Genomic DNA, 13,415 nt, shown 5'->3' with positions numbered 1-13,415 from the left:
ATAAGCAATGGGTGAAATTTTTAAAAAAGAACTACCTAATCCTGTATTGTCTTACACAGGCGAGCGTTTTACCGAAGGGCATGACATTGAAACAGAAATAGAGCATTATCATAGATATTTTTTTGCGAGATCTTATTGTAGAGGCAAAGATGTTTTAGATATTGCCTCCGGCGAAGGATATGGTTCTGCTATTCTTGCTCAGGTAGCCGCTTCAGTCGTTGGTGTTGATATATGCGCCGAAGCCGTATCACATGCACAAATGGTTCATACTTATCCAAACCTCAGATATCTTATGGGGGATGTGTGCAAAATACCTCTTGATGACCAGTCTGTGGATGTAGTCGTTTCTTTTGAAACGCTAGAGCATTTTTACGAACATGATTTATTCATGCAAGAAGTAAAGCGTGTTTTGCGTCCAGATGGGCAATTAATCATTAGTACCCCTAACAGTGATATTTATTCAGCAATTGGCATTCCTGCAAATCCTTATCATGTTAATGAACTAACTAAAATAGAATTTACTGGTTTATGTAGAAAATATTTCAAATATATGAGTCTGCTTAACCAACGTACTTTGGTTGGGTCTGTATTGGTCGGAGAAGGTGATACAGCTGAGTTGCCTATACTATTTGAATCTAGAGGCCAAGATTATGTTGAGAGTTCAAAAGGCTTATCAAGGGCATTTTATCTAATTTCTATTTTATCAGATGTAGAGCACATGACCGTTCATAATAGTATCTATATTAATGGAGGTATTAGAGATTCACTTAATTCGACGTCACAGCTTTTTCATCAAATGTTAACAGAAAAAAATAGACATATAGAGAATTTGGAGCATTCTACCCTTCACAAAGACAAGCATATAGAGAATTTAGAGCATTCTACCCTTCACAAAGACAAGCATATAGAAAATCTAGAGAATACTACTCGTCACAAAGACAAGCATATAGAAAATCTAGAGAATATGATTCTTGATAAAGATAGACAGATAAAATACCTGAAGATTCTTATCGAAGGTAAAGAGCAGCATGTGTTTCAGCAAAACAATGAGAGCCATGATTTTCAAGAGCAATCTTCAAAGTCAGCTATTACTTGGATAAGGAAAAAAATATTAAGTAGAAAAGAAATTAGAATTTGCAGCAAGAGTACTTATTTTGATGCGAGTTGGTATTTGGCTCAGTATCCTGATGTGAAAGAATCTGGAATAAATCCCGTTGTACATTATGTTCAGTTTGGTGCCTTAGAGCAACGAGATCCAGGGCCTAATTTCTCCACAAAGAATTATTTAAAGGCAAATCCTAAAGTGCGAAAAAAAGGGATTAATCCTTTATTTCATTTTGAACAGCAGGCATAAATTCTATGCAAAAAATGGAAAAGAGAAGCGATTAATACATAATTCAATGCCTATTGCTAATTAAGTAATGGGCATTAGATCTAGCCTTTTGGTTTACTAATATTTTAACAGTCAATTTAAGAAATCTTGAGTTAATTAGCGTTTTTATAAAACGTCCGCAAACCCATCTTTTGTTTTCTGGAATCCAATAAATCCTAAATAAGCAATAATAATACTAGCTATGAAATAAATTCCAAGACCTGTCCATTGTGGTAAGTTCCCAAAAAGGATGAGGCTTCTTGCTTGTTCAATTACAAATGTTAGTGGATTAATAAGCAGAATTTTTTGAAATACCTCAGGTAACATGCTTAATGAATAAAAAACTGGAGAAAGATACATAATAATTTGCATGGTAAAAACCATCATATGAGCGATATCTCTTACATAGACCCCTGCGGAACAAAGAAACCAGCTCATGCCAAGAGTGATTAAAATTAAAGGTAAAAATAGCAGAGGAAGTAGCAGCATAGTGATGTGAATTTTTCCTAGTAGTACTAAACAAAATACGGCTAATATTAATGTATTTATAATGGCATGGAATAGGGCTGAACCTACAATTATCCATGGATAAATTTCTACAGGGAACACTACTTTTTTCACAAAGTTGGCATTATTGACTATTGTAGTGGGAGATCTGCTCAAACATTCAGAAAAAAAATTCAAGAGGATTAGGCCAATGTATATGATTAAAGAATACATTAAGTTATTAGTCACACCGGGCCACTGGATATGCATGAATACACCAAAAACTAGCGTATAAAGGCTTAGCATTAGCAACGGGACTAGCAATAACCACAATAGGCCCCCAAAAGAACCACGGTATTTCATTAATACATCGCGCTTAATCAGTTGCCAAATGAGATCACGATGGCGTCCTAGCATTAAAAACATTTGCATAGGATGATTTTTTGATAGACTACTGCCCATGTTATTCCTTTATTCCTTAAGATTCATATGATCATGCGGTACTATACAACGACACATTATCTAAATACCAGAGAATCTTAATCAGTATTATCTATTGGTTGTTTCTTACTATTCGAAGATTTTATATGCTACAGGACTATTCTTTAATGGGTGTATATTGCATACTCCTTGTATCGCCACGGCTATAAAAACTGAAGGTTTTCAATTAATAATTTTGAATGATGCTCTGGTATGAAATGAGCTTGCCAAGCCTTGAATGCGGCATAGAAAACATGGAGATGAATGCGTTGATACAGAAAGTATTGGGTAGAATAAAACGAATATTCAATAAAAAAAATGATGTCCAACAGCAGCTTTTAGCGCTAGAACAATCTTACTTATTTACTAAAGGTAATGACATAAGAAATTACAACCCCGAGTCTGCGGTTGTAATGCCAATGTTCGTTAATTTACGAGAACAAGAGACAGAGGATTCTCCTTTAGACTTAGAAACTAAGTATGGGTTTGCATGGCTTGATGCAACAAGAATGGCTTTAAATCAAGCTTCTCTTGCCGAGGCAGCGGCCTGTCCCGTCAATGAAGATAGATTTGCTATTGTGATTCACGCTTTTTATGAGGACATATTGCTAGAAATAATTCAATTTCTACGGCGCATCGATAATGTGACTTTCAAATTGTATGTTTCAAGCCCCAATGAGCGTGTAGTTCGGAGTATTTTGGAAGAGAGCGGATTTGATTTTTACTTGGAAAAAACCAATAACCACGGCAGAGATGTTTTGCCCTTTTTGCAGATCATGAAACGGGTAAAATTAGATGGTTATGGTCTAATTATTAAAGTACACACTAAAAAATCTTTGCATCGATCGGATGGACATCGTTGGCGGCAGGATTTATATAATAAGCTGTTAAAAAAGACGGCTGTAGAGGAAGGGCTAAAGCTATTTCAAGCGGATTCTAAATTAGGTCTACTAGTTCCGGAGAATCATCTTTTACCAGTAACTTTACATCTTGGAAACAATATGCATCATCTTCTTAGCTTGTCTCATCGTTTAGGTGTTTCAGCGAGAGAGCTATTGGAGTTAAAATTTGCTGCTGGCACTATGTTTATGGCAAGAGTTTCAGCATTAGAGCCTTTGCTCTCTTTAAATTTAAATGCAGATGATTTTGAGGCGGAAGCTGGACAGGTTGATGGTACTCTGGCTCATGCTATTGAAAGGGCAATAGCGGTGAGTGTTTATTCTATTGGTTTGCGGGTCAAAAACATTAGTGACAAGCAATTCGTAAATTCAGACAGTTAACTTACAAACATTTTCATTTGAGAAATAGTTTTCAATACTTTGCGCGTTTTATTAAAGTTGATGGCAAGGGTAGTCAGCGGGTATATTAGCTTTGGTTGTTTGCCTAGACTTAGGAGTATTTTTCTTATAGCCACTTCACCATTAGATGAAACCGCTTCAGTTAACTGCTTAGGCATAGTGAAATGGGCGTCATCAATAACAACGCGTAATGCGACAAAAGGGATTTGATGGCGTTTGGCTTCTTGAGCAATGAATAGGCTTTCCATGTCCGCAGCTATTGCTCCTGATGAGTCATGGAGAGTCTGTTTTTCATTACTTGTTGTTAAAATATTAGGGGTATGTATCAAATTGCCTTCATCTAAAGAGATTTTGTTGCTGGAGCCAGTCAATAGCTGCTGTCGCCAATCGTTGTCACAATAATAAACTTCTTTACTATGATTCAATATTTTTTGTGGTACGCACAAAGTTCCTGGTTTGATGCTTGGTGCAAGACCTACTGCTGTGCCACAACTAATCAAACACGTTACTCCTTTTTTGATTAGAGTCTGTGCGGCTTGGCTTGCAAGTTCCCCCATTCCAGATACGGCGACTAGTGCCTTAGGGGTAAAAGTATACACTTCGCCAATTGAGCAAAAGGAGGAGGAAAAGCAACGCGCTTCGGTTGGCATTGCTATGAGGATTCCAAACATTTCTTTTCCTGAGATGTTAGATCTTATCCGCTAGAGCATTATTAGTTGAGGAACTCTTTTCAACAGTGTTATAGAGAATAGGCAGCTCTGGGGCCATAGTCCCTTCTGTTTTTGGGCCTCGTAATGCCACCTTTAATGCTTTGATAGGACTAGAGAGCATATCATTAACCGCTGTCCCTTCATATCCGCAACTTGCCATGCAATTGTTACATTGTGGATGGCGCCCACTTCCGTAATCTTCCCAATTTGTATTTTCCATCAATGACTTAAATGTTTTAGTATGTCCTTTAGATAATAAATAGCAAGGCTTTTGCCAGCCGAAAATACCATAATTGGGATTACTCCAGGGAGTACATTGATAAGTCTGATTGCCTGCGAGAAAATCCAGGAAAAGGGGAGAGTGTGACAGGGGCCAGTTTTTTGTTTTTTCTTTTCTTTTTTTCAATATGTTACGAAATAATTGTTTTGTTTGAGTGCGAGAAAGAAAAACATCTTGGCGAGGAGCATGCTCATAGCTATATCCAGGCGACAGAGTTATTTGATCAATGCCCATCGCAGTGACACTATCAAAGAAATCGACGACTTCCGCTGCATCTTCATTATTAAATAGAGTACAGTTGATACTGACTCTATGGCCATGTTCTTTAGCCAATTGAATCGCTTTCACTGCCTTATCATAAACACCGGTACGGCATACAGACTCATCATGGCGCTCGCGGTTGCCATCAAGATGAATAGAAAAAGTCAGATAAGGTGATGGGGTAAACTCATGTATTCGTTTCTTTAGTAGTAGGGCATTAGTACACAGATAAACGTATTTTTTACGTGCGATAATTCCTTGAACAATTTGTGGAATATTTTCATGAATTAGTGGTTCCCCTCCCGCAATAGAAACCATGGGGGCACCGCACTCATCAACCGCTTTTAATGCATCTTGAACACTCATGCGTTTTGCTAGAATTTCTTTAGGATGATCAATTTTACCGCAGCCAGCACATGCCAGGTTGCATTGGTATAAAGGTTCCAACATTAAAACCAGTGGATAACGTTTGATATTACGTAGACGTTTTCCAATAATATATTTGGCCATATGTAATTGCTGTTTTAATGGAACACCCATGCTGTCTCCTTACGTTATACAACAACCATTGACTAAAGTGACTGATTGTACTGTCGTTTTTATACAGAAATTATTTCTGATAAATGTAAAATTCTCATAGAATATGTTATTGCCTATGACGAGTCCAGTTTTTTTGCATTGTAGATCAAGAATATTATTAAAATGAAATAACACGAAAGGATAATATTGTTCCAGCTTTAACTACTTTTTATGATTTGGTTTTTGATGGTGTACAAAATTATTAGCCAGAGAGCTATTTTAAGATAGAGAAAAATGATAGATTAGTTCTGACTTAAGACAATTGAAAAATAATTGATTTATCATCAATGAACATAATTACTCAATTAATTCAGGGGTGATCGCTTTCATTTTGTGATTAGCGCACAGTGTTTAGAGTTTCATTTTGAGTCGGCTGTTGCTTTGAATTTTGGGGACGCAGAGAAATTTAATTTGCTTGAATCTAATGAGAAGTTGTAAATAAATATGAAACAGTGATGTGGTCAATGGATTTAAAGACAGTTACAACAAAAGGAATACGCTCCCATAAGGCGCATTTTTCTGGATGGAAAAATGCAGTGGTGCTTATTACAGGTGCTTCTCGTGGCATCGGTCGTGCTATGGCTAAGGCTGCGGCTGATCGTGGAGCCAAAGTAGGTCTGATGGCACGCTCGCAACAAGACCTTGAGTTAGTATTAAAAGAAATTGATGGTCAGGGTGTTATTAGTGTTGCTGATGTGAGTCATCCTGATGATGTTAAACAAGCGATTCAGTGCGTTGCCGAACAATTAGGGCCTATCGATATTCTGATTAATTGTGCAGGAATAGGTGCTTTTGGCTCATTTAATACGGCAGAAATTGAGCTGTTTGAAAAATTAATGCGTATTAATTTTTTAGGTGTAGTCTATACCATGAAGGCGGTATTACCTTCCATGGTTGCTCGCCATAAGGGATGCATCATTAATATTGCTTCCGTTGCTGGACGTATTGCGGCTCCGTTGGAGGCTGCCTATTCTGCTAGTAAGTTTGCTGTTGTTGGACTTACTGAATCAGTACAAAACGAGGTAAGATCTCAAGGGGTTCACGTTTCCATGGTTCTTCCTGGTCCAGTGGAAACTGATTTTTTTGCAACGCGCGGTTCACCTTATCCTTTCGAATCACCAAAGCCTGTTTCACCGCAAAAAGTTGTTAATGCTATTATTGCTGCAGTGGAACAAGGATTCACAGAGAAATTTGTCCCTTCATGGCTTTCCTGGGCATATACTGCTAGAGCATTGATTCCCTCGCTTCATCGCATGGGTATAAATCATATGTATTCTGACCATTTAAAATGTGAGAACATAAAAAATGATGAGTAGACGATTACCAATAAAAAACAGCAATGATTGCAACAGAAACATTGAACAATCTTATCTTCATTGTCGGGAGCTGGTAAAAAAAAGCGGAAGCAATTTCTATTATGGAATGTGGTTGACTCTTAATAAAGAAAAACGTGACGCCTTGTTTGCGATTTATGCTTGGATGCGAGAGATAGACGATATTGCCGATAGTGATCTTGCTGAAGAAGAAAAAATTAAGAAATTAAACGATTTTTATCGTAAAACAGAAATGATTTTAAACCCTGAGCAGGAACCTTTTCCCTCCGATTCGTTGCATTCTTTCTGGCCCGCATTTCAAGAGACGATATTAAAATATAATATTTCCTTTAATTATTTTCATGACATGTTTGTTGGGCAATTACAGTCTATTCAGCAAAATAGATATGAAAATTTTCTTGATCTGTATCAGTATTGCTATCGTGTTGCAGCAAGTGTGGGATTAGCATGTATTGCGATTTGGGGTTATAAAGGTGGCGAGTTGACACAGAAAATGGCAGAATACCGTGGAATTGCACTGCAATTAACCAATGTGGTTCGTGATGTTTCTTCTGATGCTAAAAACGGTAAACTATTTATTCCTTTGGAGTGGGTAGAACATGATGAAGATATTTCTCATCAGATGGTAGTGGAGAATGAAGAAGAGGTAATTAAAGCCGTTAATGAAATTATTAGCCAGGCGGAGCATTACTATGAAAAATCGCGTCATCTAGAACGCCAGGTTTCGCGTACAGGCTCCTTAAGTTTACGAGTTATGACTAAAACCTACTTTTCTTTATTAAAGAAAATTAAAAAAAATCCTCATTTAATTTTAGAAAATAAAAAAATAAAATTAAACCGATTTGAAAAGATAAGTACATGCTTTTCAGGAATTGTTCAATGGTGTGTTAAGGGTTAAATCCTAAGGGATAACAGAGTGGAATCTGCTGGAAAAAAACAAAGTCAAAATAAGCAATTATCACAACGGAACATTTTATTTTGGCCACTACTAAAATCTGTTTCTCGAAGTTTTTATTTAAGCTTACGTTATTTACCTAACGCGGTACGTTTGCCTCTTTCTTTAGCCTATTTGCTTGCGCGAGTAACCGATACTTTGGCGGATTACAGCACAATTCCTGTAATGTTTAGAAAAGAGATGATGGCACAATTGAAAATATTAGTTAGTGAACCCTCTCATTTTTTTCTTTTAAGTGAAGTGAATCAAAATGTAAAACCTTATCTTTCTCACTTTTCAGATTCCGACCGAGCTCTGATAGAGAACATTCCTTTTCTATTTGAATTGCTCCATGAGCAATCTGCACAAGATAAAATATATATTCAAGATGTATTGAATAAAATCATTGAGGGACAATTAATTGATTTAAATTATTTTGATAGCCAAAAAGGAATTGTTCATTTTTCTACAGATGAAGAGCTTGATAATTATCTTTATCTTGTTGCTGGTTGCGTGGGGGAGTTTTGGACAAAATTATGTTGTAGCTATATTCCTGGCTACACCAAAGATAATTTAAGTTCTCTATTGCTTAAGGCGATAAATTTTGGAAAAGCACTGCAATTAACTAATATTTTGCGCGATCTTCCCTGCGATTTAGCTAATGGACGTCTTTATTTACCTTATCAGGGGAGTTGTTCTCAGGACAATCTTGAGCAATTCGTAAATGAATTATCTATAAAAGAAAGCGCATTAATAGAACGCTGGCGAAGTCAAGCTCTTGATTATCTAAGTGATGCTGCTTTGTACATTCAGGCAGTAAATAACCGTCGTGTTAAATTTGCTTGTCTCGTTCCTTATTTTATTGCAAAGGAAACGTTGAATACTCTTAAAGATTTATCATACATCGCCAAACGACAAGCTATAAAAATATCAAGAAAACAAGTGTACCTGTATTTGTGGAAAGCCTTATATACCCGAAATGTTGCAACAAACTAGGCTTTATTCCTATATGAGAAGCTTTTAAATACGGATAATATTAAGATTCCATTGGAAATTTTTTAAAGTTTTTCTGTAGGAAAAGCCATGGACTAAAATGAGTATTTTGGAGTATCTTGGCTGTAGAACAAGATTTTAGGTTAGCGGAGCTATCATGATTGAACCCAAAAGAAATATATTGGATATAGTGATCAAACGTGCTACAGATTATGCGCTTGGCATTCAACATCAAGAGGGTTATTGGATTGCCCCTTTGGATTCGAATAGCACTATGGAAGCAGAGTTTTTGCTCCTTCTTTATTTTTTAGGGATTCACGATGAGGTGCGTCAGCAAAAAATTGTGAACCACATTTTAAAACATCAGCAAGAAGATGGTTCGTGGTCGTTGTATTTTCAAGGATCTGGCGATCTTAGTACTACTGTTGAATGTTATTTCGCTTTGATGTTGTCAGGAGTAAGCAAAGACGCTCCCAACATGAAGTTAGCAAGAGAGTTTATTATTGCTAAAGGCGGAATTGCCAAGGTTCGTGTTTTTACGCAAATATGGTTAGCTCTTTTCGGTCAGTGGTCTTGGCAGCAAATTCCAACATTACTTCCTGAAATCATTTTTTTACCTTCTTGGTTTCCATTCAATGTATATGCTTTTGCCAGTTGGGCTCGAGCTACTGTTGTCCCATTAACTATAGTTATGGCGGAACGCCCTGTATGCGCTATCCCTAACCATTGCGCTTTGACTGATTTATTCCTGCAAGATGCTATGCCGCAAAAAGCACAAGGACATGGGATATGGGGTGTAATTTTTAAAGTCATTGAAAAAGGATTTAAACTTTACGAACGTATGCCTTGGAAACCGGGTCGTCGTTTGGCTATCAAAAAGTCAATACAATGGATTATTGATCATCAAGAGGCCGATGGTTCGTGGGGTGGTATTCAACCACCATGGGTTTATTCATTGATTGCTTTGAAATTAACAGGACATTCTTTAGAGCATCCAGTGATGCGCAAAGGGATTGACGGTTTTGACAGTTTTAGTATTGAAGATAATGAAACCATGCAGGTGCAAGCTTGTGTATCCCCAGTTTGGGATACAAGCCTTATGATTAATGCCCTGAAAGAAGTAGGAGTGGAGTCTTCGCATCCACAAATACAATCAGCTTGTCGTTGGCTTATTAAAAAACAAATATTGGTCGGTGGGGATTGGAGCATACAAAATCCAAAGCTTTCTCCTGGGGGATGGGCTTTTGAATTTGAGAATGCCAATTATCCTGATATTGATGATACCGCTGAAGTACTCATGGCATTATGGCACGCTTCATTATCTGAATCTGAGAACGTACAGTGTAAAGTGGCTATTAAAACTGGGACACAATGGCTTCTCGGTATGCAAGGCAAGAATGGCGGTTGGGCGGCATTCGACCGAGAGAATAATAATTTCTTTTTGGCGAAGTTTCCTTTCTTCGATTTTGGCGAAATTTTAGATCCACCTAGCGTGGATGTTACTGCACATGTGCTTGAGGCCCTTGGTATGATGGGATATACGAGAGATAATCCCGTCATTAAAAGGGCTCTTGACTATATTTATCAAGAGCAAGAACCTAATGGTAGTTGGTTTGGCCGTTGGGGCGTTAATTATATTTATGGTATTGGAACGGTATTGCCTGCCTTACGGGCTGTAGGAGAAGACATCACTAGTCCTACAATCCAAAAAGCGATTCAATGGCTTCTTGCTCATCAAAACGCTGATGGTGGATGGGGCGAGTCTTGCGCTTCTTATGTTGATGTAACACAACATGGTTGTGGCCCCAGCACACCGTCACAAACGGCATGGGCATTGTTAGCTTTGATGGCTGTTGATCAGTACGAGCATCCTGCGGTGCATAAAGGAATTGACTATTTATGTGACACCATGAATGTACAGGGTACTTGGGATGAGGATCATTACACTGGTTGTGGTTTCCCTGGATATGGTGAAGGACAGCGCAAAAGTATCGCTTCTCTGCAAGAGGGGCATCTAAAAGACGCAATAGCGTCAGCTGGTTTTATGATTAATTATAATTTATATCGTCATTGCTGGCCTTTAATGGCATTAGGTCGTTATCAAAAAGGTTGGTTTGGTAATAAGTAGTAACTTATTTTTCATCTATGATGTTTTATGCCTATTCAAAATAAAGTAGGCATAAGCATCATGGTTCTTAAAACAAAATCTGTTATGAAGTAAATGCATCCTGCTTGTGTGGAAGTAGTTTTTTGTGTGCAAGGAGGTTTAGCAAGATAAAGTATCTATTAATATTTCGTTAAGTATCTCCTTTTATAATGAGCACGTTCATCTTGCAGGATATGAGCTAACTGCCTGTAAATTGAATGAATTGGGTCTATTCGGCTGATAATAGTGTATTAAAAATACTCAAAAATCAGTAGCGCTACGATATAAATTCACTCTTAAATAGGAAAGTACCTATGAAAAAAATAATTGCCACTTTATTTTCCTTCTTCATCTTAATTCACTCAAGCAACCTTTATGCTGATAATGAGGTGCCTAACGAGTTTTATATTACCGAGCATTGGATCAGCTTGACTACCAGTTTCGATATTGAAACAAAAACCCATAAAATAGGTACTTTATATAGAAAATTTTTTAGCTTTCTACTGACATACGAATTTTTTGACCCGTTTGACAATAAAATGGCAACCGCACGTTCCAGGTTTTTTTCTTATACTGCTCATTTTGATATCTATGATCGTAATGAAAGTTTCCTGGGGTATGCAGAGGAACGAATTTTTACCTTCTTCCCCACATTTGATATTTATGGGCGAGATGGCTCAACGAAACTAGCTAGAGCTTCAATGAACTTCTGGGGAACAACATTTACTATTTATGATCCAGTCACTGATCAAGAAATGGCAATGATGCACAGACCCTTTTTTAGAGTAAAAAATGATTGGACCATCAGTATTACTAATAGGGCGTTATTTGAACGCAAAAATATTGATTTCAGAGTATTGATGACCGTCTTGGCGTTCCAAGGAGATAGAGAGAATTGGGAAAAGGATCAAAATAATAATCTACATAAAAAGAGAACGTTCTTGAATTCAACTAATGCTGCGTTTGCTGTTCCAGATAATGAGCTAAATACATTAAAGGATCGAATTGCTACTGCAAGCCAGCTTGCCGGTTTAGATAACGTTCAAAAACCAGATGAAAAAACTTTAGAGCAAATTGCTATTGAATTAGAACGCGATTATAAGAAGGCTCAAGCAAACACTGATGAGACAACACAAACAGCCCAAGAACGATTAAACAGCTTCATTGACTATAGTTTGAACCTCATCGAATTACATGACATGCCTGATTCAAGGAAAAAAGCAATTATCTATTTGCTCAAAATGCGTTTGGAAGGAGGCGTTTAGTTATAGTTATTCCCTGGTCCTTGGGCTCATGGCCCAATGGTACTTACTTAAGGTATTTACCGACGTCCCGTGGCTGGTCCACGGGATCCAGAGAGCTAGTCTCAATGTAGAATCTTTGGATCTCCCAAACAAGTCGAGGGGCGTCAGTATTCTGCCATTAAGTTAATGGATTATTTAGTGCCGAATTACCGCGGCATAGACCGTGGTATCCATAACTGGAGCCACATCATGGCCCTCGCGGTCTATGCCGCGGGGATTCGCATTAAAGGCAGTGGGAATCCTTGTAGTGGCGTTGTGCCTTCTTCATGGAGAGCACCATTAGATGACTATAATAGGGCTTATAATTTTTTATAGGATGATTAAGGATGTTTTTTCATCACAGAAAGAAATAGCTCTGAGCTTAAAAAAGACTGTAACCATGCGTGCAGGTGCTTGTATTCCGTTTGTTCAAACCATTGGCTATCAACCATGGAGAACTGTCTGATAAAGGGAAATAATGCTACATCAGCGAGGTTGATCTTATCAGTTAGCAAATAGTGATGTTTCATCAACAGTCGATTAAGTTGATGGAGATAACGGTGGCTTTGCTCTTTATAAAGTTGACTTTCTTCTGGGAGTTGTGAGTATTTATAACGATCTAATAAGGGTTTAAATAGAACGTCATTATTGTAAATTAATTCATCGCTCTTATCCTTTAACTCCAGATTGAGCCAGCCATCGCAATCGGATTGGGTTAATGCCCAAAGCATAATATCAATACTTTGATCAATAACCTGGCCACTCTCCAATATTAAGACGGGAACGGTGCCTTTGGCCGACGCCTTTAGCATATCGAGAGGTTTGTTTTTTAGATCCACCTCACGTTGCTCCACCTGAATATGAGCATAAGCTAAAGCCATTCTTGCTCTGATGGCATAAGGGCAACGTCTAAAAGTGTAAAGTATTGGATGGTTCATTGTATTTAGATTATTAATAGGTGAGTTACGATAGTAGCATGGCTTTTGATGGTAGTCTTTGGGGAGTTCCTCTCTTAAATAGATCGGTACATCTTAATTACACTCTAAAATCCCTTCTTCTACGGCCTGAGAAGAAGAGATGGCTATTGTTAATTAATTGTTGACAAACAAATGGTCAATTTGTTATTTTAATTGGAATTAATAGAAAACTTAAGACATATTCCTCTGATTATGAATAAAGGTAGCCTTAACATAAGCAATTCATTATGGGTAGATTCATCTACTCAGAGCTTATTGTGCTGCGATTATTTATCTATTCAA

General features: G+C 37.5%; 11 protein-coding genes. 7 read left to right on the top strand and 4 right to left on the bottom strand.

Annotated elements, in window-relative coordinates; all coding sequences use genetic code 11:
- The first annotated feature begins 7 nt into the window (after positions 1–7).
- On the top strand, positions 8–1,354 hold the full coding sequence (locus LFA_RS19060) for a class I SAM-dependent methyltransferase (RefSeq protein WP_052674030.1): 1,347 nt from the start codon (positions 8–10) through the stop codon (positions 1,352–1,354).
- Between the two features lie 144 nt (positions 1,355–1,498).
- On the opposite strand, the gene LFA_RS16820 is transcribed toward LFA_RS19060, so the two are convergent.
- Positions 1,499–2,320 (bottom strand): ABC transporter permease, encoded by an 822-nt coding sequence (locus tag LFA_RS16820; RefSeq protein WP_045097193.1) that lies wholly within the window; start codon positions 2,318–2,320, stop codon positions 1,499–1,501.
- 242 nt (positions 2,321–2,562) lie between these two features.
- Here LFA_RS16820 and LFA_RS16815 point away from each other — a divergent pair, with 242 nt between their 5' ends.
- Entirely contained in the window at positions 2,563–3,618 is a 1,056-nt protein-coding gene (locus LFA_RS16815) for a rhamnan synthesis F family protein (protein WP_172653484.1), read from the top strand.
- Here the strand turns inward: LFA_RS16815 and LFA_RS16810 are convergent.
- Both LFA_RS16810 and hpnH read right to left on the bottom strand, forming a co-directional pair.
- Positions 3,615–4,307 carry a phosphorylase family protein gene (locus LFA_RS16810; protein ID WP_045097192.1) on the bottom strand — a complete coding sequence of 231 codons (693 nt, stop codon included), beginning with the start codon at positions 4,305–4,307 and terminating at the stop codon, positions 3,615–3,617. The genes LFA_RS16815 and LFA_RS16810 overlap by 4 nt on opposite strands.
- 16 nt (positions 4,308–4,323) lie before the next feature.
- Positions 4,324–5,427, bottom strand: coding sequence for an adenosyl-hopene transferase HpnH (gene hpnH, locus LFA_RS16805; RefSeq protein WP_045097191.1), 1,104 nt, complete (start codon positions 5,425–5,427; stop codon positions 4,324–4,326).
- Between the two features lie 503 nt (positions 5,428–5,930).
- On the opposite strand from hpnH, the gene LFA_RS16800 reads away from it, so the two are divergent.
- The 5 genes from LFA_RS16800 (at position 5,931) to LFA_RS16780 (ending at position 12,138) form a co-directional block, all read left to right on the top strand.
- On the top strand, positions 5,931–6,782 hold the full coding sequence (locus tag LFA_RS16800; RefSeq protein WP_172653483.1) for an SDR family NAD(P)-dependent oxidoreductase: 852 nt from the start codon (positions 5,931–5,933) through the stop codon (positions 6,780–6,782).
- On the top strand, positions 6,772–7,698 hold the full coding sequence (locus tag LFA_RS16795; protein WP_045097190.1) for a phytoene/squalene synthase family protein: 927 nt from the start codon (positions 6,772–6,774) through the stop codon (positions 7,696–7,698). The genes LFA_RS16800 and LFA_RS16795 overlap by 11 nt, the downstream gene beginning before the upstream one ends.
- Before the next feature lie 18 nt (positions 7,699–7,716).
- Positions 7,717–8,730: a squalene/phytoene synthase family protein gene (locus LFA_RS19055; RefSeq protein WP_052674027.1), complete on the top strand. Its 1,014-nt coding sequence runs from the start codon at positions 7,717–7,719 to the stop codon at positions 8,728–8,730.
- 154 nt (positions 8,731–8,884) lie between these two features.
- Entirely contained in the window at positions 8,885–10,855 is a 1,971-nt protein-coding gene (gene shc / locus LFA_RS16785) for a squalene--hopene cyclase (protein ID WP_045097189.1), read from the top strand.
- 332 nt (positions 10,856–11,187) lie between these two features.
- Positions 11,188–12,138 (top strand): LURP-one-related/scramblase family protein, encoded by a 951-nt coding sequence (locus tag LFA_RS16780; RefSeq protein WP_045097188.1) that lies wholly within the window; start codon positions 11,188–11,190, stop codon positions 12,136–12,138.
- 359 nt (positions 12,139–12,497) lie between these two features.
- Here LFA_RS16780 and LFA_RS16775 read toward each other — a convergent pair whose 3' ends face one another.
- Complete coding sequence (locus LFA_RS16775; RefSeq protein ID WP_052674026.1) at positions 12,498–13,094, bottom strand: glutathione S-transferase; 597 nt, start codon at positions 13,092–13,094, stop codon at positions 12,498–12,500.
- Between the last annotated feature and the right edge of the window lie 321 nt (positions 13,095–13,415).

This window comes from Legionella fallonii LLAP-10, assembly GCF_000953135.1.
GTDB classification, from domain to species: Bacteria; Pseudomonadota; Gammaproteobacteria; order Legionellales; family Legionellaceae; genus Legionella; species Legionella fallonii.
Note: the sequence above shows the minus strand (reverse complement) of the source record. Positions and strands in the feature narration are given on the sequence as shown.